Below are 24,359 nucleotides of genomic sequence, written 5' to 3'. Positions count from 1 at the left end.
CGGCGCCCTCGTCGTCGCCCGGGGCTTCACGAGGGTCAGGGGACGTGCGGCGCCGGCTGCTCGGCCGGTCCGAGCAGGGGTCGTAGCGTCACGACCAGCGCGGGCGCCGTCGCCGGGTCGGGCCCGAACCAGTCGTTGCTCGCCAGGACGACCGGGTAGGCGCGGGAGAGCAGTCGACGCCCGTCGTCGGTCAGCACGACCGCCGATCGGCGCCCGCGTCCTCGTCGCTCGCCGAGGTCGACCAGGCCGCGCTCGGCCAGCGTCCGGGTCATCACGGTCATGCTCTGCGGTCGCACGCCGACGGCCCGGGCCAGGTCGGCCTGCGCGAGCCCGCCTCGCCCCTGCGGGTCCCCGGACGCGGCGAGCTGCACGAGCACTCCGAACTCGACGGGCGTCAGTCCGTGCGGGGCCAGCTCGTCCGCGAGCCGTCGGGCCAGCGCCCGGGCGGCGCGGATGACGCTCCACGCCGCGATGGCGTCGACGTCCTGCGACGTCGGGGGGAGCGGATGGGACACCGGACGATCGTAGGCGTAGGCTTCAGTATCAGAAAACTGATACTCGGAGGCGACATGAACGGGACGGTGGCCATCACCGGCGTGACGGGGGACGTGGGGGGCAGGACCCTCGGGATGCTGCGGGAGGCGGGGGTCCCCGTACGGGGCATCGTCCGGCGGCCGGAGCAGGCGCGGGACCTCGAGTCCCGCGGGATCGAGGCCCGGATCGCCGACCTCGGCGACCGCGCGGCGACGACCGCGGCGCTGGAGGGGGTCGACCGGCTGTTCCTCGTGACGGCGGCCACGCCGCAGCAGCAGGTGCACGGGACGACGGCGGTGCAGGCGGCTCGGGATGCGGGCGTCCAGGCGCTCGTGCACCTGTCGGGCGGGGACACCGCGGAGCACTCACCGCTGCCGTGGGCGAGAGCGATCTGGCGGATCGACGCGCTGGTGCGCTCGAGCGGGCTGGCGTGGACGATCCTGCACGCGTCGGGGTTCATGACGAACCTCGAGCCGTCCGCGCCGGCGATCCGCCGCGGTCTCTTCCCGCAGACCATGGGGCGCGGCGTCATCGGGTGGATCGACACGTCCGACATCGCACGGGTCGCGACGACGGTGCTGCGCGGTGGCGAGCACCACGGGGCGGAGCCCGTGCTGACCGGCCCCGCGCTGCTCGACGGTCGGGGGGTCGCCCGCGAGCTGTCCGCCGGGCTCGGGCGCCGGGTGCGGTACGTGCACCTGCCGAGCCGGGTCTTCTCCGGGGTCCTGCGCGCGACCGGTATGTCGTCGTGGCAGGCAGAGGGGCTGCGACAGCAGTTCGGACGGGTGGCTCGGCACGGGCGGGACGGGGTGGACGTGCTCACGGACGACGTCGAGCGGATCACCGGCGTCCCCGCCCGTCCGCTCTCGGCGTGGGCGCGCGAGCGGCGGGCGGTCCTGCTCGGCGAGGGGTGAGGTCGGCGGCCTCCGGTGCGGACGTCGCCGGGGCGTGTCGGTGGCGGCCTCTACCGTGGACGCATGTTCGAATCGACGGGTGACGAAGGGCCGGCGGCCGGGTCGGTGCCGGCTGCTCGGGAGGTCCTCGTCGATCTCGAGGACCTGCGCCTCGATCCCACGGCCGTCGCGTTCGAGGCGATCCCGCTGGAGCCCCGCGCACGCCTGACGTGGTTGACGCAGGAGCTGCGTCGGGTGGGACGCCGCGTCGCCGAGGGGGACTTCACGGTGCCGCAGGGGCCTGCGGGCGAGCAACCGGGTGACGCGGGTGAGCCGGCTGCGTCATGGGGCTCCTCGATCGCGCCGGTGGTCGTGGTGGCGCCGGTGGACGCGGTCCGGGTCGAGGTGATCTCTCTGCTGGAGGCGGTGAAGTCGGTGGCGGCGGGGGCGCAGGCGAGGGTGACGGCGGCGTTCGCGGTCTCGCAGGAGGCGGCGGCCCGCGCGGTGCTCGACGCGCGCGCCGGGTCCGCCGCGGCGGACGGCACATCCCTCGGGCACGGCGACGAGCCGGGTGATCGGGGGTTGGTGCGTCGTCGGGTGCGGGCGGAGCGGTTGGCGCGTTCGTCGGTGGTGGGGCAGGTCGGGTTGGCGCGGCGGATCTCGCCGGCGCGGGCCTCGGCGTGCGTGGCCGCGGCGAAGGCGTGGACGTCGGACCTGCCTCGGACGTTGGCGGCGTTGGACGCGGGGGAGGTCTCGGAGTGGGGCGCGGAGATCGTGGCGCGGGAGACCAGCACGTTGACGCCGGCGCTGCGGCGGCGGGTGGACGAGCAGGTCGGGGAAGGTCTGCGGTGCTGGAGCGAGCGGCAGGTCCGGGCGGCGGTGATCGCGCGCGGGTACGCGTTGGACCCGCAGGCCGCGGTGAAGCGGCACGAGAAGGCCGTCGGGCAGCGTCGGGTCTCGACGCGACCCGCGGCCGACGGGATGCTGTGGCTGACGGCGTTGCTGCCGGTGGTGCAGGGCATCGCCTGCCAGGCGTCGCTGTCGGCGGCGGCGTCCGCGGCGAAGACGGCCGGCGACGGGCGCGGGACGGGGCAGCTGATGGCGGACCTGCTGGTGCAGGCCGTGACCGGGCAGTCGGCCGGGACGCCGGACCTGCCCGGGTGGGTCACCGACCCGACCCGGTGGGACAGCGACACCCCCACCCCGACCCCGACCCCGGCCCCGGCCCGGGCTTCGAGCCCGGCTCAACCCCCGAGTCCGGCCCAACCCCCGAGTCCGGCCCAACCCCCGAGCCCAGGAGAGCCCCCGGCTCCGGGAGAGGCCACGCCTCCGGAAGAGCCCGCAGCCGCAACGGCCAGTACGGCCAGTACGGCCAGTACGGCCAGTACGGCCAGTACGGCCGGTGAGGTGCAGGAGCCACGAGGTCAGGGCGGTCCGCCGGCGGTGCCGGTCGAGGTCCAGCTCGTCGTCTCGGCCGAGGCGTTGTGGGGCGACCCCGACGACCCGGGCTACGACCAGCCGGCCCACGTGCCGGGGTACGGCCCGATCCCGGCGTGGCTGGCCCGGCACCTGGTCCGCGGCGCCCCCGACGCCCACCCTGAGGTCGGGGTGCGGGCGGCGACGTTCCTGCGCCGGCTGTGGGCGTGCCCCGACACCGGCGCCCTCGTCGCGCTCGAGTCCCGACGCCGCGTCTTCGACGGCGGCCTGCGCCGCTTCCTCATCGCCCGAGACCAGACCTGCCGCACCCCGTACTGCGACGCCCCCATCCGCCACGGCGACCACGTCACCCCCCACACCGACGGCGGCCCCACCACCGCCGCCAACGGCCAAGGCCTCTGCGCCCGCTGCAACCAGACCAAGGAAGCCCCCGGCTGGCACACCCAGACCCTCCACCCCGGCCAGCGAGGCGACCACGGCCGAGTGGGTGGTCGCGACCCGTCGGCGGGCGCCCTCGTGGCGGGAGGATCCCTGGCGCCGCCGACCCTGCACGAGGTGCTCATCACGACACCGACGGCTCTGACCTATCGCTCGACCGCGCCGTCGGTCCTGTCTCGCCCGTCGAGCAGACGTGCCACGTCCAGGTCGTCGAGAAGATCGAACCGCCGCGACCTCGTCCGAGCGGCTGGGCGGTCACGGACCCGACGACAGCTGGCCCACGCCGTCCACGACCTGCGCGCCGGTCGGCCGGAGGGGCGAGCCGTGCGCCGACTGAGCCGCGTCGAACGTCGCCTCGTCGAGCTGCTCGCACTGGCCGCCTGACGGTGATGATAGGTGTGAGACCCTGCGCTGGGCCGAGAGGGAGGCCCCCGTCGCACGAACGTCCCTGTCGGGCCGCCGCCCGGACCGTCGTCGACCAATCCCACGTCGGCACCCGACCCCGCCACCCACACTGGGGAGGTGAGGATCGGGGTCGCCGGGGCGACCGGCACCGTGGGCCGCCTCGTCGCGCGCACCGCCGACGACCGCGGCCACGAGGTCGTCCCCCTCGCCCGCTCGCTCGGGGTCGACCTCAGCACCGGCGACGGCCTGCGCGAGCGGCTGCACGGCGTCGACGCCGTCGTCGACGTCACCAACGTCTCGACGCAGCGGCGGTCCGTCGCGGAGGACTTCTTCACCTCGGTCACCGGCCACCTGCTCGCCGCCGAGCAGGCCGCCGGCGTCGGCCACCACGTCCTGCTGTCCATCGTCGGGATCGACGACGTGCCGTCGGGCTACTACCTCGGGAAGGTGGCGCAGGAGGCCGCCGTACGGGCCGGGCCGACGCCCTGGTCGATCCTGCGGGCGACGCAGTTCCACGAGTTCGCCGAGCAGATGCTCGACGTGGCCCGGGTGGGTCGCACCAGTCTGGTGCCCGACCTGCTCAGCCAGACCGTCGCCGCCGCGGATGTCGCGAAGGTCCTGGTGGACGCGGTCGAGCGCGGACCCCGGGGTCGCCTCGTTGACCTCGGCGGCCCGGCCGTCGCGCGGCTGCCGGACCTCAGCCGCAGGCTCGTCGGCGCCGTCGGGGAGCACCGGCGCGTCGTGCCGCTCCCGCTCCCCGGGCGGACGGGTCGCCTGATGCGTGAGGGAGCGCTGCTGCCACGCGGACGGTGGCGCGTCGGGGACACGACGTTCGAGGCGTGGCTGACCGAGCGGGCCGCACGCCCGGGAGGCTGAGGGCCGGGCTCAGTCCGGCGGGTGGACGCCCAGCTTGGTCCGCAGCCCGTCGCGCAGCCGCTCGACCTCGTCCGCCGGGAGGCCCTGGGCGGCGAGCCAGCCGCGGACGCCGCCGTACTCCCGGTCGAGGGTGTCGAGCAGGATCCGCATCGTGTCCGACCGCGGTGACTGCTGGTCCACCGTCTTGCCCTCGAGGTTGGTCGCGTACGCCGGTCGCCCGGTCAGCCGGGCCAGGATCTGCGGGACCCGCTCGGCGGACGCGGCGTAGTCGGCGACCACGGCGTCCTCCTCGACGCCGGCCAGCGCCAGCGCGAGGCCGACGACGGTCCCGGTCCGGTCCTTGCCGGCCGCGCAGTGGACCACCACGGCCCCCGGCGCGTCCGCGATCGTACGCAGCGCCGCCAGCACGTGGTCGGGACGCTGCTCGAGGTACCCGAGGTAGTGCTGCGACCAGAACCGGTCGTGCCGCTCCGTCACATCCGTCGCATCCGTCGCATCCGTCGCATCCGTCGCATCCGTCGCATCCGTCGCGTCCGAGGAGCCCGAGGAGTCCGCGGCGTCCACCGCGTCCGCGGCGGCGGATGCCTCCGACGCGCCCCGCTCCCCGGCCGCGTCCCCGACGGTGCGGTCCTTCTTCCACGGCAGCTCCCGCTCGGCCGCCGGGATCCCGCTCTCGGGGCTGTCCTCGCGGTAGAGCGTCAGGTGGACGATCTCGACCCCCGGCTCGGCGACGAGCGGCCCGTCGCCCTCCTTGGCCACCTCGACGTGCGTGCGCAGGTCGACGACCGTCGTCACCCCGAGGTCGTCCACGAGGTGGCGGACCGCCGCCGGGCCGAGCTCCTGGAGGTTGTCCGACCGGATGAGCCGTCCCGGCGCGGTGGTGCCGCCGCCGACCACCGGGAGCCCGCCCAGGTCCCTCATGTTGACGACCCCGTCGAGCTCGAGCCACGACGGGACGGCGGTGGGCGCGGACGGCGGCTCGGCGGCGGCGGAGGAGGTCACGTCCCGACCCTAGGCGCCCCGTCCGACCCGGACGGGAACAGGTGGCCATCACCGCTCCGAGTCAGATATCTTGACGTCAAGATATCTAAGGAGCGCCCGTGACCGGCCTGACCCACCGAGGCATCCCGACCGACCCGGTCCTGTGGGTCCTCGCGGCCGCCACCCTCGTCAACACCCTCGGCAACGGCGCGGTCATGACGACCACCGCGCTGTACTTCACGCGGGTCGTCGGGCTGACCGCCACGCAGGTCGCCCTCGCGCTCAGCGTCGGAGCGGCGGTCGCCCTCGTCACCCAGGTCCCGTTGGGCCACCTCGGCGACGTCCGCGGCCCGCGCGAGGTGCTGCGCCTCCTCATCGCTCTCACCGGGGTCGCCACGCTGGGCCTCACCCTGGTCCGCAGCCCGTGGCAGCTCGTCGTGGTCCTCGGTCTCGAGGCCCTCGTGGACCGCGGTGCCTCGGCGGTCCGCAACGGGTACGTCGCCCGCGCTGCGACCGGGGGGCGCGGCGTCGCGTTCAAGGCGTACCTGCGCTCGACGACCAACGTCGGCATCTCGCTCGGCGCCCTCCTCGGCGGTCTCGCCCTCGCCGTCGACACCCGCTGGGCCTTCCTCGCCGTCTTCGTCGTCAACGCCCTGACGTTCTTCGTGACCGCGCTCGTCCTCGGCCGACTGCCGCACCTCGCCCCCGCTCCCGCCCGGGCCGTCGGCGAGCCGCGGCTCGCCGTCCTGCGGGACACGCCGTACGCCGTCGTGTCCCTCCTCGTCGGCATCTACTCGATGCACTTCTTCGTCATCGAGCTGGCCGTCCCGCTGTGGGTCTCGACCCACACCTCCGCGCCGACCTGGGTCGTCGCCGCGACGATGCTCGTCAACACCGTCGCCGTCGCGGCGTTCCAGGTCCGCCTCGCGCGCGGCTCGGACACCGTCCCGGCGGCCGCCCGGCTGATGGCCCGCTCCGGCGTCTGGGTCGTGGCCGGGTTCGCGGTCATCCCGCTCGCGAGCGGGGTGCCCGCCTGGCTCGCCGTGGCCCTGCTCCTCGCCGGCGCCGGCCTGCACGTCGTCGGCGAGATGACCGGCTCCGGCGGCCAGTGGGGCGTCCAGATGGGGCTGGCGCCGGCCGAGCGGCAGGGCCAGTACCAGGGGTTCGCCGGGCTCTCCTTCTCACTGGCCTCGATCGCCGCGCCGCCGCTGGTCGCGGTGCTGTGCATCGGCTGGGGCCGTCCGGGCTGGCTCGTGCTCGGCGGGATCATCCTGCTCGCCGGGGTGCTCGTCGTGCCCGCCTCGACCTGGGCCCTGCGCACCCGGACCCGGTACGGCGTCCTCACCCACTCGGGATGACGCCGCACCCCTGGGGGAGACTGGGCCGGTGCCCAGCGCCCTGCCCGACGGTGACCCCGCCCCGCCCACGGGCGAGCTGCCCGGGTCCGCCCTCGCCCACCTGGGCACGGCGCCGTTCGGGATGTACGTCCACGTCCCGTTCTGCTCGGTGCGCTGCGGCTACTGCGACTTCAACACCTACACGCTGAGCGAGCTCGGTGACGGCAGCCTGCCCGGCACCGGCACGACGACGTACGCCGACGCGGCGCTCACCGAGCTCGACCTGGCCGCCCGCGTCCTCGGCGACCGGGCCCCGACCGTCGACACCGTGTTCGTCGGCGGCGGCACCCCGACGATGCTGGCCGCCGGCGACCTCGTCCGCGTCCTCGACGGCATCCGCGAACGCTGGGGTCTGGCGCCCGACGCGGAGGTGACGACCGAGGCCAACCCCGACTCGGTCAGCCGCGACGGTCTGGCGGCGCTCGCCGCCGGCGGGTACACCCGCGTCAGCCTCGGGATGCAGAGCGCCGTCCCGCACGTCCTGCGGACCCTCGACCGCACCCACGACCCCGAGGGCGTCGCGCGCGCGGTCGGGTGGGCGCGCGAGGCCGGGCTGCAGGTCAGCCTCGACCTCATCTACGGCACGCCGGGGGAGTCGGTCGACGACTGGCGCACCAGCCTCGAGGCCGCGCTCGCGCTCGAGCCGGACCACGTGTCGGCGTACGCGCTCGTCGTCGAGGAGGGCACCCGGCTCGCGGTGCAGGTGAGGCGCGAGGAGGTCCCCGCGCCCGAGGACGACGACGAGGCGACCAAGTACGAGCTCGCCGACGAGCTGCTGACCGGCGCCGGCCTGGGCTGGTACGAGGTGAGCAACTGGGCCCGCACCCCGGCGAACCGCTGCCGGCACAACCTCGGCTACTGGTCCGAGGGCGACTGGTGGGGCGTCGGTCCCGGCGCGCACGCGCACGTCGGTGGCGTGCGCTGGTGGAACGTCAAGCACCCCGCCGGGTGGGCCCAGCGGCTGGCCACCGGCGTCTCGCCGGCCGCGGCGCGCGAGGTCCTCACCGACGAGCAGCGGTACGACGAGCGGGTCCTGCTCGGCGTCCGGCTGGCCGACGGGCTGCCGGTCGACGACCTGCGACCGGCCGGCCGTCCGGCCGTGGCCGGCCTGGTCGCCGACGGTCTGGTCGACGGGACGTCCGCGGTCCGCGACCGCCGCGTCGTGCTCACCCGTCGCGGGCGGTTGCTCGCCGACACCGTGGTGCGGCGCCTGCTCGGGGTGTGATCCCCGAACGCATCTTTCCAGGAAGCCTCAGTGCAGGATGCGGATCTGGAAGGGGTAGGAGTACGTGCGCCCCTGGCTCGCGCGGTAGGCGGCCAGCAGGTGCCAGACGACCATCCCGACGTTGGCGATGAGGAAGAGGATGATCGCCAGCGGGATGAGGACCACCGTGAACAGGCAGATCCACGCGACGACGTTCATCACCCACAGGCCGAGGTTGAAGTTGAACGAGCCGGCGGCGGCCTGGCGGACCATCGGGCTGCGGTCCTTGTAGATCGCCCAGATGACGAGCGGGCCGACGAAGCTGAGCCAGCCGGCGGTGACGATCGCGGCGATGAGCGCGGACAGGTGGGCGAGGACGCTCGCCGTGCGCTCCTCGCTGCTGATCGCCGGTCGGGCGCCGCCGTACGGCGGGACGGGGGGCGGGACGCTGGACATGGGGCGCTCCTGTTCGAGGGGTCGGTGGACGGTGCCAGCAGTGTGACGCCGGCCGGACGGCCGCTGTTCCGTCCGACACCCCGGTCCGGGGTGCGGTCAGGGTCGCGTCCGGGACGACCCTCAGGGGGCGGTGACGAAGTCGATGAGCTCCTCGACGCGACCGAGCAGCGCCGGCTCGAGGTCGGCGTAGGTCCGCACCGTCCCGAGGATCCGCTTCCACGCCCGCGCCACGTCGGCCTGCGTCGCGTGCGGCCAGCCGAGCTCTTCGCAGATCCCGTGCTTCCACTCGATCGTCCGCGGGACGACCGGCCACTGCGTCCAGCCCAGCCGCTCCGGCCGCACCGACTGCCACACGTCGACGTACGGGTGCCCGACGACGTGCACGTGCTCGCGGGCCTGCGGCAGCGCGAGCGCCTGCTGCACGAGCCGGGTCTCCTTCGAGCCGGGCACGAGGTGGTCGACGAGGACGCCCATCCGCCGCCCGGGCCCGGGGCCGAAGTCGCGGATGGCCGCGCCCAGGTCGTCGACGCCGTCGAGCATCTCCACGACGACGCCCTCGACCCGCAGGTCGTCGCCCCACACCTTCTCGACCAGCTCGGCGTCGTGCCTCCCCTCGACGAAGATCCGGCTGCCCGAGGCGACCCGCGCCCGCTGCCCGCTGACGGCGACCGACCCGCTCGCCGTGCGCGACTCCGTACGGCGGGCCGCGGCGAGCCGCTCGCGCGCGGCGGCCACCGGCGGGGTGAGGACGACCGGCTTCCCGTCGAGGAGGAACCCCGGCCCGAGCGAGAAGCCCTTGGTGCGCCCGCGGCGGTCCTCGAGGTGGACGACGTGGATCCCGCCGGCCTTCTCCACGCGGACGACGGCGCCGACCCAGCCGGTCTCGACGTCCTCGACGACGAGGCCGGGCTCGGCGGCGACCTCGGTGGAGCGCCCGTTCCTCGGCGTCTTCCAGTCGCCGGAGAGCACGTCGGCGCCGTACCGGTCGCCGTACGGGGTCGCGGGTGGAGGAGGGGGAGTCACCCCGGCGAGGCTAGGTGGCCGCGGTCGCCGGACGTCGGCGACCCGCCGGGGCTGCGGCGGGGCGCCGTCGACGGCGTAGAATTGGCACTCGGACGGCACGAGTGCCAGGACGCGGGACCAGGGCGCGACAGCACGCGACAGCACGCGACAGGAGGCGGCATGAGCGAGGAGCGACGGCTCGCCGTCCTGCGCGCCATCGTGCAGGACTACGTGGCGACGTCCGAGCCGGTCGCGAGCAAGGCCCTCGTCGAGCGACACCACCTCGGTGTCTCCGCGGCGACGGTGCGCAACGACATGGCCGTCCTCGAGGAGGAGGGGCTGATCCACGCCCCGCACACCTCGGCCGGGCGCGTGCCGACCGACGCCGGGTACCGCCTCTTCGTCGACCGGCTGAGCGCCCTCAAGCCGATGAGCCCCGCCGAGCGGACGGCGATCAGCCGCTTCCTCGAGGGCGCCGTCGACCTCGACGACGTCGTCGACCGCACCGTGCGGCTGCTCTCCTCGCTGACCCGGTCGGTCGCCGTCATGCAGTACCCCTCGCTGACCCGGTCCACGGTGCGCCACGTCGAGCTGGTCCCGCTCGGGCCGAGCCGGCTCCTGGTCGTCCTCATCGTCAACACCGGCCGGGTCGAGCAGCGCACGGTCGAGACCGGCGACGTCGACCTCACGACGGCCGACGGGGAGGCGGTCGTCGCCCGCCTGCGCACCGAGATCAACGCCGAGGCGTCCGGCCGTCCGCTCACCGAGGCCGCGGCGCGGCTCACCGCCCTGCCCGAGCGGTTCGAGGTGGCCCAGCGCGACCTGGTCCGCGCGGCGACCGGAGCCCTCGACGACGCCCTGGCCGAGGAGCGGGAGGAGCGCGTCGTCCTCGCCGGCACCTCCAACCTCGCGCGGCTGCGCACCGACTTCCCCCAGACCATCGGCCCGGTCCTCGAGGCGCTCGAGGAGCACGTGGTCCTGCTGCGGCTGCTGGGTACCCTCGGGGAGGACCACGACACCGTCGCCGTGCGCATCGGCCACGAGAACCAGCACCAGGGCCTGACGGGCACGTCGGTCGTCTCCACCGGGTACGCCGCCGGGTCCGAGCTCGTCGCCGGGCTCGGCGTCCTCGGCCCGACCCGGATGGACTACCCGACGACGATGGCCGCCGTGCGCGCCGTCGCGCGCTACGTCTCCCAGCTGCTCGCCCCCTGACCCGACACCCGCGAACCACACGCACCACCGATAGGACCTCCCACCCGTGAGCGACTACTACCAGGACCTCGGTCTCCAGCGCGACGCCTCCGCCGAGGAGATCAAGCGCGCCTACCGACGCCTGGCCCGGAAGCTGCACCCGGACGTCAACCAGGGCGCCGACGCCGAGGAGCAGTTCAAGACGGTCTCCCGGGCGTACGACGTCCTGTCCGACCCGCAGAAGAAGCAGGCCTACGACCTCGGCGCCGACCCGTTCGCCACGGGGGGCGGCGACGGGTTCGGCCAGGGTTTCAGCTTCAGCGACGTCATGGACGCCTTCTTCGGGGGCGCCGCGACCGGCGGGGCGGGACGCGGCCCGCGGCCGCGCCAGCAGCGTGGTCAGGACGCCCTCGTCCGCCTCGACATCGACCTCGCCGCCGCCGTCTTCGGCTCCGACGAGGAGGTCGCGCTCGACACCGCCGCCGCCTGCGGCACCTGCCACGGCGAGGGCACGCAGCCGGGCACCTCGGTCGTCACGTGCTCGGTCTGCCAGGGCCGCGGCGAGGTCCAGTCGGTGCAGCGCAGCTTCCTCGGCCAGGTCATGACGAGCCGCCCGTGCTCGGCGTGCCAGGGCTACGGCACGACGATCCCGCACCCGTGCTTCGAGTGCTCGGGCCAGGGTCGCGTGCGCACCCGGCGCACCCTCACGCTGCGCGTCCCCGCCGGGGTCGACACCGGCACCCGGATCCAGCTGCGCGGCGAGGGCGAGGTCGGCCCCGGTGCCGGCCCCGCCGGCGACCTGTACGTCGAGGTCGCCGTCCGGCCGCACGAGACCTACGTCCGGCGCGGGGACGACCTGCACGTCACCCTCGAGCTGCCGATGACGGCCGCCGCCCTCGGCACCGCGCTCAAGCTGCAGACCTTCGACGGGATGAAGGACCTCGACGTCGTCGCCGGCGCGCAGGCGGGGGACACCCAGACCCTGCGCGGGCTCGGCGTCACCCACCTGCGCGGCTCCGGCCGAGGCGACCTCGTCGTCCACCTCAACGTGCAGACCCCGACCCGGGTCACCCCCGAGCAGGAGGCGCTGCTGCGCCAGCTCGCCGCCCTGCGCGGCGAGGAGCGTCCCGAGGGCCGGCTCAGCTCGGTCGAGAAGGGCGGGCTGCTCGGCAAGCTCAAGGACGCGTTCCGGGCCCACTGAGCCGACCACCGGAGGGCCACCGTGACCCAGCGCCTGTTCCTGCTCAGCCCCGCCGACTGGGGCGCCGCCGGCGTCGGCGACGTCGTGCGGGTCAGCGGTCCCGAGGCCCGGCACGCCGTCCAGGTCGTGCGGCTGGGCGTGGGCGAGATCGTGCTGGTGAGCGACGGCGCCGGCCGCCGGGGGACCGGGGAGGTCGTCGAGGCCAGCCGGGACGGCGGTCTCGCCGTCCGCCTCACCCTGCTCGAGGTCGTCCCCGAGCCGGCGCCCCGGTTCGTCCTGGTCCAGGCGCTGGCCAAGGGCGACCGCGACGAGCAGGCCGTCGAGGCGGCGACCGAGCTCGGCGTCGACGTCGTCGTGCCCTGGCAGGCCGAGCGCTCGATCGTCCAGTGGCGCGGGGCCAAGGAGGAGCGCGGTCGCGAGCGCTGGGAGTCCGTCGTCACCGCGGCGGCCAAGCAGTCCCGCCGGGGCCGGGTGCCGCTCGTCGAGCCCGTCGTGCGGACCGCCGGGGCCCGGCTGCGGGTCGAGGGCGCGGCGCTGGCGCTGGTCCTGCACGAGGACGCGACGATGCCGCTGGCGACGGTGGACCTCCCCGCGGCCGGCGACGTCGTCCTGCTCGTCGGTCCCGAGGGCGGGATCACGCCCGCCGAGCTGACGGCGTTCGAGGCCGCCGGGGCCTGTGCGGTCCGGCTCGGCCCGGAGGTGCTGCGCAGCTCGAGCGCCGGTCCGGCCGCGCTCGCGGTCCTCAACGCCCGCGGCCGCTGGCGTTGAGCCGGCCCGGACCGGGTCAGCGCACCGTGAACGTCACCTGCTGGTCGCCGCGCACGCCGCCGTCCTCGGCGGACAGCTCGCGGACGTGGACGGTGTACGCCCCCGCCGGCAGCGGGCCGAGCGCGACCGACCAGCCGCCCTGGACCGGGCAGCCGCTCGAGGCCGTGGTGTGCCCCGACCGCACCGTCGTCGCGCCCTGCTGCAGGACCCAGGACACCGCCGCCTCGACGGTGCACGACCGCCCGGTGACGGTCACGGGCGCCCCGCTCGGGTACGACGCCCCCTGGGTCGGCGAGTCCACCCAGATCGGCGCGACGTCGCGGTAGGCCTGGTCGGGGGCCGGTCGCTCGAACACCCCGGCCGGCACGGACTCGAACACGTTCCCCCCGGTCGCGACGACGACGCCGACCGGCAGGGTGCGCTGCAGCCCCGCCGTGACCGCCCACACGAGCTGTTGGACGGCGAGCCGCTGCTGGTCGGCGGTCAGGCCGGTCCGTCCGGCGCGGGAGAGCAGCACGTCCGCCTCCCCGCCCTGCAGCGTGACCGTGAGCGTCGTTCCCGGCGTCCACGCGGAGACGACCGTCCCGGTGGCGTGCGCCGGCGTCGCGGTCATCGACAGCCGCGCCGCAGCGGCCGCGCCGTCGGCGGTGCCGAGCCGCGCCGTCGAGGTCGACGGCACGAACTCCCGCACCAGCCCGTACGACGTCCCCGCCACCTGCTCGACGAAGTACGCCGGGAACGCCGTGGTCGCGGACGGGGCCGTCGCGCTCGCCGTCGTGGGGCGGGAGGTCGGGCCGCCGACGACCGGCGGTGGGGCGTCGGGACGGGACAGCCCCCAGGCGGTGACGGCGACGAGGGCGGCGGCCGCGGCCGAGGCGAGCGGCCAGACCCACCCGGGTCGGCCGCGGCGGGACCGGAGCGCGGCGGCGCGGATGTCGTCGTACCGGTCCTGCGGGGTGAGCCCGTCCGTCGCCGCGCCGAGCGACCTGCGCGCGGCCCCCTCCAGGGAGGCCAGCTCGTCAGCGTCGAGGGGGCCGTCGAGGGGGCGGTCTTCGCGTCGGGTGCTCATCGGGTGCCTCCCAGCACGTCGCGCAGCGCCGCGAGACCGCGGTGCGCGTGGGACTTGACGGCGCCGGCGGAGATGCCGAGGAGCTCGGCGACCTGGGCCTCGGACAGGTCGCTCGCGTATCGCAGGACGACGACCTCGTGCTGCCGGCGGGGCAGCCGGGCGAGGGCGAGGAGGAGGGCACCGCCCTCCTCGCGGAGGACGGCGAGGTCCTCCGCGCTGGGGACGGTCCGGGTCGCCGGGTCGTCCTCCCCGCCGGCGGCGGTCCGCAGCCAGCGGTCCTCGGTGCCGCGCCGGCGGTGCGCCGAGGTGCACCGGTTGACGACGCCGCGACGCAGGTAGGCCAGGGCCGTGCCGCGCTCGCGCAGCTCGGCGAGACGGTCCCAGCTGGCGACGAAGACGTCCTGGACGACGTCCTGCGCGCGGGCCTGGTCGTGGACGAGCAGCCAGGCCAGCCGGACCAGCCCGGCCCAGTGCGCGGCGTACAGGTCCGCGAACGCGTCGTCCGACGCCGCGGGTAGGCTCCGGTGCCGCCGCTCGGCCACGACTGACGTTCTCACGACGTCACGACGCGCGAGCGCCCTCGGCGGTTGACACGCGGCTCAGCCGGTGGCGACCCCGCCGCTGCTGGTGAGGGACGCGAGCAGCGCGAGCCCCTCCACGGAGGCCGAGGAGGAGTCGCGCTCCGGGTGGTAGATCGCGAGGATCTGACCGTCGGTGTCGGCGAGCGGCAGCTTCTCGCGCCGCAGCTCGAGCCGCCCGACGAGCGGGTGCTGCAGCAGGCTCACCCCGCCGGCGAGCGGGACGACGTCGTGCCGGGCCCAGAGCCGCCGGAAGGTCTCCGAGCGCAGCGAGAGGTCGCCGACGAGCCGCGCCACCTCGGGGTCGTCCGAGGTGCCGACCGACGCGCGGAACCCCGCGACGAAGGAGACCGCCTGCCGGTCCCACTCGACGAACAGCGAGCGGTCGGCCTCCTCGAGGAAGAAGGTGCGCAGCCGGTTGGTCCCGACCCGGAGCCCGAGCAGCGCCGCGGCGAGCTCGTTGGTCGCGAGGACGTCGAAGCGGCGGCTCTCGACGAAGGCGGGCAGGTTGACCGACTCGAGCAGCTGCCGGATGCCGACCGGCACGGGGCGGTCGCGACGGCGGGTCGTGCGGGTCGGCCCGCCGGCCAGCCCGTGCAGGTACTCCGTGCCGCTGGCGTCGAGCCGCAGCACCCGGGCCAGGGCGTCGAGGACCTGCGCCGAGGGGTGGCGGTCGCGGCCCTGCTCGAGGCGCAGGTAGTAGTCGGCACTGATCCCGGCGAGCATCGCGACCTCCTCGCGCCGCAGGCCGGGGGTGCGCCGTCGGCCGCCGCCGGGCAGCCCGACGTCCTGCGGGTCGACGAGGGCGCGGCGGGCGCGCAGGTGGTCGCCGAGCGGGCTGGGGGTGCTCACCCGCCCACGGTAGGGGCCGGGCGGGGCGCCGTACGGGCGCGATCCTGGTCCTGCCGGTCCCAGGAGCGGCGGGGGACTGCCCCGCCGCCGCGGGCCGGCGCAGGGTGGACCCATGACCGATCCGCACACCACCTACCGCCTCGCCGACGACCTGCACCTCACCCGCATCGGGTACGGCGCCATGCAGCTCGCCGGGCCGGGTGTCCTCGGCCCGCCGCGGGACCGCGACGAGGCCGTCCGCGTCCTGCGCCGCGCCGTCGAGCTCGGCATCACCCACCTCGACACGGCCGCGTTCTACGGGCCCGACGTGGCCAACGAGCTGATCCGGGAGGCCCTGGCGCCGTACCCCGACGGGGTGCACGTCGTCACCAAGGTGGGGGCGGTGCGCGACGCCGACGGCGGCTGGCCCACCGCGCTGCGCCCCGAGCAGCTGCGCGAGCAGGTGCACCGCAACCTCGACACGCTCGGGCTGGACGTGCTCGACGTCGTCAACCTGCGCCTGCGCGGGCAGGGGGACCACGGCAGCGACCCGGCCGGGGGCTCGCTCGCGGAGCCGTTCGGTGCGCTCGCGGAGCTGCAGCGCGAGGGCCTCGTGCGCCACCTCGGGCTCAGCGCGGCGACCGCGGAGCAGCTCGCCGAGGCGCAGCAGATCGCCCCGGTCGTGTGCGTGCAGAACCTCTACAACCTCGCGCGCCGCGAGGACGACGCCCTCGTCGACCTCACCGCGCGGCAGGGGATCGCCTTCGTCCCGTTCTTCCCGCTGGGCGGGTTCTCGCCGGTGCAGACCGACGCGCTCGACGCGGTGGCCGCGCGGCTGGGCCGCAGCCCCCTCGGGGTGGCGCTGGCCTGGTTGCTGCAGCGCTCGCCGAACGTCCTGCTCATCCCCGGGACGTCGTCGGTGGCGCACCTCGAGGCGAACGTCGCCGCCGCACTGGAGCCGCTGCCCGCCGATGAGGTCGCCGAGCTCGACGCCCTCGGCGGCTGAGGGGCGCCTACAGTGGCGCCATGGCCGACGACGACTGCCTGTTCTGCCGGATCCTCGCCGGCGAGGTTCCCGCCGACGTCGTGCGGGAGACGGGGCTGTCCCTCGCCTTCCGCGACATCACCCCGCAGGCGCCGACGCACGTGCTCGTCATCCCGCGCCGGCACGTGGCGAACCTCGCCGAGCTGGCCGAGTACCCCGGGGAGCTCGCCGACGCCGTCTCGCTCGCGCGGTCCGTGGCCGAGGAGGAGCGGCACGACGGCACGGCCGTCGCCGACGAGGGGTACCGGCTGGTCGCCAACACCGGGTCCCGGGCCCACCAGACCGTCTTCCACGCCCACCTGCACCTGCTGGGCGGCCGCGACCTCGGGTGGCCGCCCGGGTGAGCCGTAGACTGGGCGCGAGATGACTGACGCCTCCGACCAGCCGGTCCCACCCGCGACCACACCCGCCCCGGCCACGACGCCGACCCGCACGCCGACCCACACGCCGACCCACACGGTGACCATCCCGCCCTCGGTGGCGATGGTCACGCTGCTCGGCCCCCGCGACGAGCTGCTGCGCACGATGGAGCGGGCCTTCCCGCGCGTCGACGTGCACGTGCGCGGCAACGAGCTGCACCTCACCGGCGACCGCGGCGAGGTGGCGCTGGTGGAGCGGCTGCTCGACGAGCTGCTCGTCATCATCGACGCCGGTCAGCCGCTCAACCGGGACGCCGTCGAGCGCTCGATCGCCATGCTGCGCGACCAGGAGCGCGAGCGCCCCGCCGACGTGCTGACGATGAACATCGTCTCCAGCCGCGGGCGCACGATCCGCCCGAAGACGCTCAACCAGAAGCGGTACGTCGACGCGATCGACGCGCACACGATCGTCTTCGGGATCGGCCCGGCCGGCACCGGCAAGACCTACCTGGCCATGGCCAAGGCGGTCGCCGCGCTGCAGGCCAAGCAGGTCAACCGGATCATTCTCACCCGCCCGGCGGTCGAGGCGGGGGAGCGGCTCGGCTTCCTGCCCGGCACGCTCAACGACAAGATCGACCCCTACCTGCGCCCGCTGTACGACGCCCTGCACGACATGGTCGACCCGGAGTCGATCCCGCGGCTGATGGCGGCCGGCACGATCGAGGTCGCCCCGCTGGCCTACATGCGCGGTCGCAGCCTCAACGACGCGTTCATCATCCTCGACGAGGCGCAGAACACCTCGCCCGAGCAGATGAAGATGTTCCTCACCCGCCTCGGGTTCGGCTCGAAGATGGTCGTCACCGGCGACATCAGCCAGGTCGACCTGCCGAGCGGCACGACATCGGGCCTGCGCCAGGTCCGCGACGTCCTCGACGGGGTCGACGACATCCACTTCTCCGAGCTGACCTCGGTCGACGTCGTCCGGCACCGGCTGGTCAGCGCGATCGTCGACGCGTACGACGCCCGCGAGGCGGCCGCCGGCAACCGCGAGCAGCGCCGGGCCGCCGCCCGCGCCGCCGAGCGACGCTGACCCGGGCGCGCGGTGAAGCGATGAGCATCGAGGTCCTCAACGAGACCGACCAGCCGGTCCAGGACGGGCTCGAGGTCGAGCTGGTCGACCTGGCCCGCTACGTGCTGCGCGAGATGCGGGTGCACCCGCAGGCCGAGCTGGCCATCACCCTCGTCGACGAGCCGGCCATGGAGACCCTGCACGTGCAGTGGATGGACCTGCCGGGCCCGACCGACGTCATGTCCTTCCCGATGGACGAGCTGCGCCCCGGCAACGACGACGAGGACCCCGAGGAGGGTGTCCTCGGCGACGTCGTCCTGTGCCCGTCGGTCGCCGCCGCCCAGGCGCGCGAGGCCGGCCACACCACCGAGGAGGAGCTCCTCCTGCTGACGACGCACGGGATCCTGCACCTGCTCGGCTACGACCACGCCGAGCCGGAGGAGGAGAAGGAGATGTTCGAGCTCCAGCGCCAGCTGCTGCTCACCTTCCTCGCCGGCCGCGGCCGGCCCACCTCCTGAGGGGCCTGGGCGTGCTCCCGCAGCTCGTGGGGTTCGCGCTCCTCGCCGTCGTCGTCGCCTTCTGCCTGTCGGCCTGCGAGGCGGCGCTCTTCCGGATGTCGCGGGTGCGGGCAGAGGAGCTGCTCGACGAGGGCCGGGCCGGGTCGGCCTCGCTCATGCGGGTGATCGACGACTCGCCCGCGTACCTCGCCGTCCTCGCCTTCCTGCGCGTCGTCGCGGAGGCGGCCAGCGCCGTCCTCATCACCGTGGCCGTCCTGCAGACGACCGACTCGACGACGGTCGGCCTGCTCGTCTCCATCGCCGTCATGGCCGTCGTGTCCTTCGTCATCACCGGGGTCTCGCCGCGCACCCTCGGTCGGCAGCACTTCGACTCGGTCGCGCTGTGGGCGGCGCCGTTCGCCGTCGGGCTGCGGCGCGTCCTCGGGCCCGTGGCGCGGGTGCTCGTCGCCCTGGGCAACGCGGTGACGCCGGGCGAGGGCTACCGCGAAGGGCCGTTCCAGACCGAGGCGGAGCTGCGCGACCTGCTCGACCAGGCCAGCGACTCCTCGGTCATCGAGGCCGACGAGCGGGCAATGATCCACTCCGTCTTCGAGCTCGGTGACACGATGGCGCGCGAGGTCATGGTGCCGCGCACCGACATGGTGACCATCGCCCACGACAAGACGCTGCGGCAGGCCATGTCGCTCTTCCTGCGCTCCGGCTTCTCGCGGATCCCCGTCGTCGGCGAGGACAGCGACGACGTCCTCGGACTGCTCTACTTCAAGGACGTCGCCCGGCGCACGACCGCCGACGCCGAGACCGGGCACCTGCCGGTCGAGCGCGAGATGCGTCCGCTGCACTTCGTCCCCGAGAGCAAGCCGGTCGACGACCTGCTGCGCGAGATGCAGCGCGACCAGACCCACTTCTCCGTCGTCGTCGACGAGTACGGCGGCACGGCCGGCATCGTCACCATCGAGGACATCCTCGAGGAGATCGTCGGGGAGATCGCCGACGAGTACGACCGTGAGGCGCCGGGCGTCGAGGTGCTCCCCGACGGCTGGACCCGGGTGCCCGCGACGATGGCCATCGACGACCTCGCCGAGCTCTTCGACGTCGAGATCGAGGAGGACGAGGTCGACACCGTCGGCGGGCTGCTGTCCAAGGCGGTCGGGCGCGTCCCCATCGTCGGGACCCGCGGCGAGGTGGCCGGGCTGGAGCTCGTGGGTGAGAAGATGGCGGGCCGCCGGCACCGGCTGGCGTCGGTCGTCGTACGGCGGCTCGTGGCCGCCGACGGGAGCGACCCACGCGCCCGGGACGGCGAGTCCCACCACACCGAGGAGGCACTGCGTGAGCACTGAGGACGGGGCGCCGTACCGGGCCGGGTTCGCCGCCCTCGTCGGGCGGCCGAACGCCGGCAAGTCGACGCTGACCAACGCGCTCGTCGGCGACAAGGTCGCCATCACCTCGAGCAAGCCGCAGACCACCCGGCACGTCATCCGCGGCATCGCGACGAGCGACGCCGCGCAGCTCGTGCTCGTCGACACCCCCGGGCTGCACCGGCCGCGGACCCTGCTGGGGGAGCGGCTCAACGACCTCGTGCGCGAGACCCTGCTCGACGTCGACGTCGTCGGTTTCTGCCTGCCCGCCGACCAGAGGATCGGTCCCGGCGACACCTTCATCGCGCGCGAGCTCGCCGAGCTCCAGCAGGCCAAGCGGACCCCCGTCGTCGCCGTCGTGACCAAGTCCGACCGGGTCGACCGGCGCCGGCTCGCCGAGCACCTCATGGCCGTCGACCAGCTCGGCTCGTGGGCCGAGATCGTGCCCTGCTCGGCCACCCGGGGCGACCAGGTCGACGTCGTGCTCCAGGTCCTCATGCGCCACCTGCCGCTCTCGCCGCAGCTCTACCCCGACGGGGTCCTCACCGACGAGCCGCAGCTCGTCATGGTCGCCGAGCTGGTGCGCGAGGCCGCGCTCGAGGGCGTGCGCGACGAGCTGCCCCACTCGCTGGCCGTCGTCGTCGAGGAGATGGTCCCGCGCGAGGACCGCCCGGAGGGCGACCCGATGCTCGACGTGCGGGTCAACGTCTTCGTCGAGCGCGACAGCCAGAAGGCGATCATCATCGGCCGCGGCGGGTCGCGGCTGAAGGAGGTCGGCTCGACCGCCCGCGCCGGCATCGAGAAGCTGCTCGGGCAGAAGGTCTACCTCGACCTGCACGTCAAGGTGGCCAAGGACTGGCAGCGCGACCCCAAGCAGCTGCAGCGGCTGGGGTTCTGACCCACCCGCCGTCGTATCCAGGGACGGGTGTCCCGCTCCGTCAGGTGAGGGCCGACCCGTCGGGGGCCGGCCCACCCCGCCCCAGGAGCCACCATGTCCCTGCCCTCATCCCTCCGCTCGGGCCGCGCGCTCGGGATGGTCGCCGCCGGTGCCGTCGCCGTCTCGTGCGTCGCCACCGGGGCGTTCGCGTCCGTCCCGAACAGCGCCACCGGCGTCATCTCGGCCTGCTACAAGAGCGCCGCACCGAGGACGCTGCAGGTCATCGACCAGCAGGCCGGCGAGACCTGCCCGTCGGGCACCACCCCGCTCGCCTGGAACGGGCGGGGCCTGAGCTTCCGGGGCACCTGGAGCACGACGACGAGCTACCGGGTCGACGACGCCGTGACCAAGGGCGGCTCGACGTACGTCGCCCTGCTGCCCAACACCGGTGTGCCGGTGACGAACACGGCCAACTGGGCGGTCCTCGCCGCCAAGGGCGCGACCGGGCCGCAGGGCCCGGCGGGTGCGACCGGCGCGACCGGGGCGACCGGGGCGTCGGGCCCGCAGGGACCCCAGGGGCCGGCCGGACCCACCTCGGCCGGGAAGTTCGTCGACCTCACCACGTTCTCCACGAGCACCGGCTCGACCTGGCAGACCGTCGGGTCGACCACCTACACGGTGCCCGCCGGGGCGAACCTCGTCGCCCGCTTCGCGGCCGAGTCGTTCTGCACGGGAGCGAGCTGGTGCTCCGTCCGGATCACCGTCGACGGGGTCGAGATGCAGGGTGGCTCCGGCACCGGGGCGGCGTTCGACGACGCGGACGCGAGCTCGACCTGGGAGGCGCACTCGATCGACCGCTACGCGCCCGGGCTGACGGCCGGGACGCACACCGTCCAGGTCGAGGCGCAGGTCGTCGGCCCCGGCAGCTCCCCGACCTTCCGCCTCGACGACGACACCCTCGTCCTGCAGACGATCGGCTGACCGTCGTCCCCGGCCGGTCGCCGTGCTCGGGTCAGGTCGTCGTGACGGTGACCGCGGCGGCGAGCACGGCGACCAGCGGGAGCAGGCCCTGGGTCGTGGCGGCGCGCCGGTAGCGCCGGCCCGAGGTCACCAGCACGAGCGCGGCGACCAGCATCGCGCCGCAGCAGAAGAACAGCAGGGCCCACCCCGCGCGACGGTGACCGGTCGCGACGCCGACGACGCCGGCGAGCGCGCCGAGGGCGAGGAAGAGGTTGTAGAAGCCCTGGTTGTAGGCCATCGGCGCGAGGGTGTCGGCCGTTGCCTGGTCCGCGACGGCGAACCGGCGCCACGTCGCGGGCCGGCGCCACAGGAGCGACTCGAGCAGGAAGATGACGACGTGCAGCAACCCCGCGAGGGTGGCGGCCGCGAGGGCGACGGTCTGCACGGGCCGACCGTAGCAGCGGGTCGGCTCAGGTGGGCGTCGCGGCGCCGACGAGGCTCGAGTCCTTGCTGCCGAACGCGATCCCGCGGCGCTCGCGACCCAGCAGGGTCAGCACGACCATGAGGACGAAGACGGGCACGATCGTCGCGGCGAGTGCGAACGGGTAGCCGTGCGCCCCGGCGAGCGACTCCTGGATGGCCAGGTTGAACGCCGCCAGCAGGTTGCCCAGCTGGTAGGTGACGCCCGGGTAGAAGCCGCGGATCTCGTCGGGGGACAGCTCGGTGAGGTGGGCCGGGATGACGCCCCAGGCGCCCTGGACCATGACCTGCATGAGGAACGAGCCGAGGACGAGCATCCCCACCGACGTCGAGTAGGCGAAGAGCGGCACGACCGGCAGGCCGAGGACCGCGCAGGTGACGATGACCGCCTTGCGGCCGTAGCGCTCCGACAGCGTGCCGGCGACCGCGCCGCCGATGATGGCGCCGACGTTGTAGACCACCGCGATCCACGTCGCCGTGCTCGCGGCGAGCCCGGCGCCCTGGTCCTCGTGGGCCTTGAGGAACGTGGGGTAGACGTCCTGAGTCCCGTGGCTGGCCCAGTTGAACACCGTCATGAGCAGGACGAGGAAGAGGAACCGGCGCCACACCGGCGGGCGCGCGAGGAGCTCGCGGACGCTGGTCCGGGTCTGGCGCACCCGCTCCTGCGCGGCCTCCCAGACCTGCGACTCCTCGACCCGGGTCCGGATGAGCAGGGTGATGAGCGCGGGCACGATGGACAGGGCGAACATCCACCGCCAGGACAGGCCGAGCCACGACTGCAGGACGAGGAAGGCGAGCGAGGCCAGCAGGTAGCCCATCGAGTAGCCGCCCTGGAGGATCCCCGAGAAGAACCCGCGCCGGTGGGCCGGGATCTTCTCCATGGCCAGCGCGGCGCCCAGACCCCACTCGCCGCCCATCCCGATGCCGTAGAGCATCCGCAGCGCGATGAGCACCCCGAAGCTCGGGGCGAACGCGCAGAGGAAACCGACGACGCTGTAGAACGACACGCAGGCGAGCAGCGGCACCCGCCGGCCCCTGCGGTCGGCCCACAGCCCGAAGAGGAACGCCCCCACCGGCCGCATGACGAGGGTCATCGTCGTGATGAAGGCCATCTCGCTGAGGCTCTTGCCGAAGTCCTTGGCGATCTGGGTGTAGACGAGGACCACGAGGAAGTAGTCGAAGGCGTCCATCGCCCAGCCGAGGTACGCGGCGAGGAACGCGCTGCGCTGGTCCCGGGTGAGCGGCTCGTTGCGTCGGCCAACCATCTGGCCGTTCTACCACCGCCCGCCCGTCGTGTCAGGTGAGGACCTTGACCGTCGTCCACGCCTCCTGCACGGCCGACTCCTCCCGGCTGCCCGCGCCGAAGCGCGCGCCGGCCGCCTCGACGGTCAGCCGGGCGAAGTCGGCGAACTGGGCGTCCTTGGCCAGCCTCCCGCCGGTGAGCACGTCGTACCAGACCGGTCCGGCGCCCTCCCAGCTGTTGCCGCCGATCCCGGTGCAGGCGAGGTAGAAGGCGCGGTTGGGGATGCCGGAGTTCGTGTGCACCCCACCGTTGTCGTGGGCCTGGTCGTGGGGGAGGTCGTCGTACCCGTCCATGTCGGCGGGCTGCGGGTCCTTGCCGAGGTGCGGGTCGTCGTACGCCGTGCCGGGGGCCTTCATCGAGCGCAGCGCGACGCCCTGCACCCGGTCGGTGAACAGGCCCTGGCCGATGAGCCAGTCGGCCTGCGTGACGTCCTGGCCGAGCGCCTGCTGCTTGACCATCGAGCCGAAGCAGTCCGAGACCGACTCGTTGAGCGCGCCCGACTGCGCGACGTAGGTCAGGCCGGCGGTGAACTGGGTGACGCCGTGGGTCAGCTCGTGGCCGATGACGTCCTTGGCGGCGGTGAACCGGGTGAAGTACGTCCCGTCGCCGTCGCCGAACACCATCTGCTCGCCGTCCCAGAACGCGTTGTCGTAGCGCTGGTCGTAGTGCACGGTCGCGACGAGCAGCAGCCCCTTGCCGTCGAGCGAGTCCCGGCCGAAGGCCGAGTGGTAGAGCGTCCAGGTGTCGCCGAGGCCGTCGTACGCCTCGGTGGCCGAGACGTCGTCGGTGGCCGGCGCGCCCTCGGCGCGGACCAGCTCGCCCGGCAGGGTCGTCGTGCCCTGCGCGTCGTGGATCTCGCGGCGGACCGCGACCGTCGTGGGGGCGGGCGCGGGGGCGGTGGGCGTCGGTGGGCGGCGCAGCGCCTCACCGGCCTGCGGCGGCGCCCCGGGCAGCAGCGGGCGGTGGTCGCCGCGGCCGCGCTCGGTGAAGGTCTCGCGACGCAGCCGGAACCCCTGGTCGTGCTCGAGGGTGCGCTGGGCCGTCTGCACGACCTCGTCCTCCTCGACCTCGGTCAGGCGGGCGAGCAGGTACGGCGGCAGGATGTGGCATCGCATGCAGGGGAGCCTCC

The 24,359-nt window shown here is 74.6% G+C and carries 25 protein-coding genes; 15 read left to right on the top strand and 10 right to left on the bottom strand.

The annotated features are described in order from the left end of the window. Positions 1-35: 35 nt before the first annotated feature. The gene (locus FB458_RS19890; RefSeq protein WP_170185767.1) at positions 36-515 is read right to left on the bottom strand and encodes a MarR family winged helix-turn-helix transcriptional regulator; all 480 of its coding nucleotides are present in this window, start codon (positions 513-515) and stop codon (positions 36-38) included. A gap of 54 nt (positions 516-569) precedes the next feature. Between FB458_RS19890 and FB458_RS19885 the strand changes: the two genes are divergently transcribed. The 3 genes from FB458_RS19885 to FB458_RS19875 all read left to right on the top strand — a co-directional run bounded on the left by FB458_RS19885 (position 570) and on the right by FB458_RS19875 (position 4,583). Further along, complete coding sequence (locus FB458_RS19885; RefSeq protein WP_170185766.1) at positions 570-1,448, top strand: NAD(P)H-binding protein; 879 nt, start codon at positions 570-572, stop codon at positions 1,446-1,448. Between the two features lie 63 nt (positions 1,449-1,511). Next, positions 1,512-3,686 carry an HNH endonuclease gene (locus tag FB458_RS19880; RefSeq protein WP_141850021.1) on the top strand — a complete coding sequence of 725 codons (2,175 nt, stop codon included), beginning with the start codon at positions 1,512-1,514 and terminating at the stop codon, positions 3,684-3,686. A 138-nt stretch (positions 3,687-3,824) separates the two neighbouring features. Continuing rightward, positions 3,825-4,583 carry an SDR family oxidoreductase gene (locus tag FB458_RS19875; RefSeq protein WP_141850020.1) on the top strand — a complete coding sequence of 253 codons (759 nt, stop codon included), beginning with the start codon at positions 3,825-3,827 and terminating at the stop codon, positions 4,581-4,583. Between the two features lie 9 nt (positions 4,584-4,592). Here FB458_RS19875 and FB458_RS19870 read toward each other — a convergent pair whose 3' ends face one another. After that, positions 4,593-5,585, bottom strand: coding sequence for a tyrosine-protein phosphatase (locus FB458_RS19870; protein ID WP_246061409.1), 993 nt, complete (start codon positions 5,583-5,585; stop codon positions 4,593-4,595). A gap of 98 nt (positions 5,586-5,683) precedes the next feature. On the opposite strand from FB458_RS19870, the gene FB458_RS19865 reads away from it, so the two are divergent. Both FB458_RS19865 and hemW read left to right on the top strand, forming a co-directional pair. Beyond that, positions 5,684-6,922 (top strand): MFS transporter, encoded by a 1,239-nt coding sequence (locus FB458_RS19865; RefSeq protein WP_141850019.1) that lies wholly within the window; start codon positions 5,684-5,686, stop codon positions 6,920-6,922. Between the two features lie 28 nt (positions 6,923-6,950). After that, positions 6,951-8,186, top strand: a complete 1,236-nt coding sequence (hemW, locus tag FB458_RS19860) for a radical SAM family heme chaperone HemW (protein WP_141850018.1) — start codon at positions 6,951-6,953, stop codon at positions 8,184-8,186. Between the two features lie 27 nt (positions 8,187-8,213). Here hemW and FB458_RS19855 read toward each other — a convergent pair whose 3' ends face one another. Both FB458_RS19855 and FB458_RS19850 read right to left on the bottom strand, forming a co-directional pair. Further along, positions 8,214-8,621 carry a DUF4870 domain-containing protein gene (locus tag FB458_RS19855; RefSeq protein WP_141850017.1) on the bottom strand — a complete coding sequence of 136 codons (408 nt, stop codon included), beginning with the start codon at positions 8,619-8,621 and terminating at the stop codon, positions 8,214-8,216. 120 nt (positions 8,622-8,741) lie between these two features. Next, complete coding sequence (locus tag FB458_RS19850; protein ID WP_211356105.1) at positions 8,742-9,644, bottom strand: DUF3097 domain-containing protein; 903 nt, start codon at positions 9,642-9,644, stop codon at positions 8,742-8,744. A gap of 159 nt (positions 9,645-9,803) precedes the next feature. Between FB458_RS19850 and hrcA the strand changes: the two genes are divergently transcribed. The 3 genes from hrcA to FB458_RS19835 are packed head-to-tail and all read left to right on the top strand — an operon-like array spanning position 9,804 to position 12,786. After that, entirely contained in the window at positions 9,804-10,838 is a 1,035-nt protein-coding gene (gene hrcA, locus FB458_RS19845; RefSeq protein WP_141850016.1) for a heat-inducible transcriptional repressor HrcA, read from the top strand. A gap of 46 nt (positions 10,839-10,884) precedes the next feature. Next, positions 10,885-12,018, top strand: coding sequence for a molecular chaperone DnaJ (gene dnaJ, locus FB458_RS19840; RefSeq protein WP_141850015.1), 1,134 nt, complete (start codon positions 10,885-10,887; stop codon positions 12,016-12,018). A 21-nt stretch (positions 12,019-12,039) separates the two neighbouring features. Continuing rightward, the gene (locus tag FB458_RS19835) at positions 12,040-12,786 is read left to right on the top strand and encodes a 16S rRNA (uracil(1498)-N(3))-methyltransferase (RefSeq protein ID WP_141850014.1); all 747 of its coding nucleotides are present in this window, start codon (positions 12,040-12,042) and stop codon (positions 12,784-12,786) included. Between the two features lie 16 nt (positions 12,787-12,802). Here FB458_RS19835 and FB458_RS19830 read toward each other — a convergent pair whose 3' ends face one another. Genes FB458_RS19830 through FB458_RS19820 form a run of 3 tightly spaced genes read right to left on the bottom strand, consistent with a single transcriptional unit; the run spans position 12,803 to position 15,285 of the window. After that, the gene (locus FB458_RS19830; RefSeq protein ID WP_141850013.1) at positions 12,803-13,855 is read right to left on the bottom strand and encodes a Gmad2 immunoglobulin-like domain-containing protein; all 1,053 of its coding nucleotides are present in this window, start codon (positions 13,853-13,855) and stop codon (positions 12,803-12,805) included. Continuing rightward, the gene (locus FB458_RS19825) at positions 13,852-14,397 is read right to left on the bottom strand and encodes an RNA polymerase sigma factor (protein ID WP_141850012.1); all 546 of its coding nucleotides are present in this window, start codon (positions 14,395-14,397) and stop codon (positions 13,852-13,854) included. The genes FB458_RS19830 and FB458_RS19825 overlap by 4 nt, the downstream gene beginning before the upstream one ends. 57 nt (positions 14,398-14,454) lie before the next feature. Further along, positions 14,455-15,285, bottom strand: coding sequence for a helix-turn-helix domain-containing protein (locus FB458_RS19820; RefSeq protein ID WP_246061408.1), 831 nt, complete (start codon positions 15,283-15,285; stop codon positions 14,455-14,457). 112 nt (positions 15,286-15,397) lie between these two features. Here FB458_RS19820 and FB458_RS19815 point away from each other — a divergent pair, with 112 nt between their 5' ends. The 7 genes from FB458_RS19815 (at position 15,398) to FB458_RS21510 (ending at position 21,468) form a co-directional block, all read left to right on the top strand. Continuing rightward, positions 15,398-16,270, top strand: coding sequence for an oxidoreductase (locus FB458_RS19815; RefSeq protein WP_141850010.1), 873 nt, complete (start codon positions 15,398-15,400; stop codon positions 16,268-16,270). 20 nt (positions 16,271-16,290) lie between these two features. Continuing rightward, positions 16,291-16,653, top strand: coding sequence for a histidine triad nucleotide-binding protein (locus FB458_RS19810; protein ID WP_141850009.1), 363 nt, complete (start codon positions 16,291-16,293; stop codon positions 16,651-16,653). A gap of 19 nt (positions 16,654-16,672) precedes the next feature. Beyond that, positions 16,673-17,758 (top strand): PhoH family protein, encoded by a 1,086-nt coding sequence (locus FB458_RS19805; RefSeq protein WP_141850008.1) that lies wholly within the window; start codon positions 16,673-16,675, stop codon positions 17,756-17,758. A 20-nt stretch (positions 17,759-17,778) separates the two neighbouring features. Next, positions 17,779-18,255 (top strand): rRNA maturation RNase YbeY, encoded by a 477-nt coding sequence (gene ybeY, locus FB458_RS19800; protein WP_141850007.1) that lies wholly within the window; start codon positions 17,779-17,781, stop codon positions 18,253-18,255. 11 nt (positions 18,256-18,266) lie between these two features. After that, positions 18,267-19,592: a hemolysin family protein gene (locus FB458_RS19795; RefSeq protein ID WP_141850006.1), complete on the top strand. Its 1,326-nt coding sequence runs from the start codon at positions 18,267-18,269 to the stop codon at positions 19,590-19,592. Then, positions 19,582-20,508: a GTPase Era gene (gene era / locus FB458_RS19790; RefSeq protein ID WP_141850005.1), complete on the top strand. Its 927-nt coding sequence runs from the start codon at positions 19,582-19,584 to the stop codon at positions 20,506-20,508. Before FB458_RS19795 ends, era begins: the two co-directional genes overlap by 11 nt. Positions 20,509-20,601: 93 nt before the next feature. After that, complete coding sequence (locus FB458_RS21510; protein WP_170185765.1) at positions 20,602-21,468, top strand: hypothetical protein; 867 nt, start codon at positions 20,602-20,604, stop codon at positions 21,466-21,468. A gap of 31 nt (positions 21,469-21,499) precedes the next feature. Here the strand turns inward: FB458_RS21510 and FB458_RS19775 are convergent, their stop codons facing one another. The 3 genes from FB458_RS19775 to FB458_RS19765 are packed head-to-tail and all read right to left on the bottom strand — an operon-like array spanning position 21,500 to position 24,345. Then, complete coding sequence (locus FB458_RS19775) at positions 21,500-21,892, bottom strand: DUF1304 domain-containing protein (protein WP_141850002.1); 393 nt, start codon at positions 21,890-21,892, stop codon at positions 21,500-21,502. A 25-nt stretch (positions 21,893-21,917) separates the two neighbouring features. Next, positions 21,918-23,192, bottom strand: coding sequence for an MFS transporter (locus FB458_RS19770; protein WP_141850001.1), 1,275 nt, complete (start codon positions 23,190-23,192; stop codon positions 21,918-21,920). A gap of 31 nt (positions 23,193-23,223) precedes the next feature. After that, positions 23,224-24,345, bottom strand: a complete 1,122-nt coding sequence (locus FB458_RS19765; RefSeq protein ID WP_141850000.1) for a M4 family metallopeptidase — start codon at positions 24,343-24,345, stop codon at positions 23,224-23,226. Positions 24,346-24,359: the final 14 nt, after the last annotated feature.

Origin of the sequence: Lapillicoccus jejuensis (assembly GCF_006715055.1) — a bacterium.
GTDB classification, from domain to species: domain Bacteria; phylum Actinomycetota; class Actinomycetes; order Actinomycetales; family Dermatophilaceae; genus Lapillicoccus; species Lapillicoccus jejuensis.
This window is presented reverse-complemented; position numbering and strand designations above follow the sequence as displayed.

Excerpts from the sequence above, each read along its gene's own strand:
- FB458_RS19885 (WP_170185766.1), top strand. The coding sequence starts at position 570 with ATGAACGGGACGGTGGCCATCACCGGCGTGACGGGGGACGTGGGGGGC.
- FB458_RS19765 (WP_141850000.1), bottom strand. The coding sequence starts at position 24,345 with ATGCGATGCCACATCCTGCCGCCGTACCTGCTCGCCCGCCTGACCGAG.
- FB458_RS19815 (WP_141850010.1), top strand. The coding sequence starts at position 15,398 with ATGACCGATCCGCACACCACCTACCGCCTCGCCGACGACCTGCACCTC.
- hrcA (WP_141850016.1), top strand. The coding sequence starts at position 9,804 with ATGAGCGAGGAGCGACGGCTCGCCGTCCTGCGCGCCATCGTGCAGGAC.
- FB458_RS19810 (WP_141850009.1), top strand. The coding sequence starts at position 16,291 with ATGGCCGACGACGACTGCCTGTTCTGCCGGATCCTCGCCGGCGAGGTT.
- FB458_RS19805 (WP_141850008.1), top strand. The coding sequence starts at position 16,673 with ATGACTGACGCCTCCGACCAGCCGGTCCCACCCGCGACCACACCCGCC.
- FB458_RS19855 (WP_141850017.1), bottom strand. The coding sequence starts at position 8,621 with ATGTCCAGCGTCCCGCCCCCCGTCCCGCCGTACGGCGGCGCCCGACCG.
- FB458_RS21510 (WP_170185765.1), top strand. The coding sequence starts at position 20,602 with ATGTCCCTGCCCTCATCCCTCCGCTCGGGCCGCGCGCTCGGGATGGTC.
- FB458_RS19830 (WP_141850013.1), bottom strand. The coding sequence starts at position 13,855 with ATGAGCACCCGACGCGAAGACCGCCCCCTCGACGGCCCCCTCGACGCT.
- FB458_RS19880 (WP_141850021.1), top strand. The coding sequence starts at position 1,512 with ATGTTCGAATCGACGGGTGACGAAGGGCCGGCGGCCGGGTCGGTGCCG.
- ybeY (WP_141850007.1), top strand. The coding sequence starts at position 17,779 with ATGAGCATCGAGGTCCTCAACGAGACCGACCAGCCGGTCCAGGACGGG.
- FB458_RS19770 (WP_141850001.1), bottom strand. The coding sequence starts at position 23,192 with ATGGTTGGCCGACGCAACGAGCCGCTCACCCGGGACCAGCGCAGCGCG.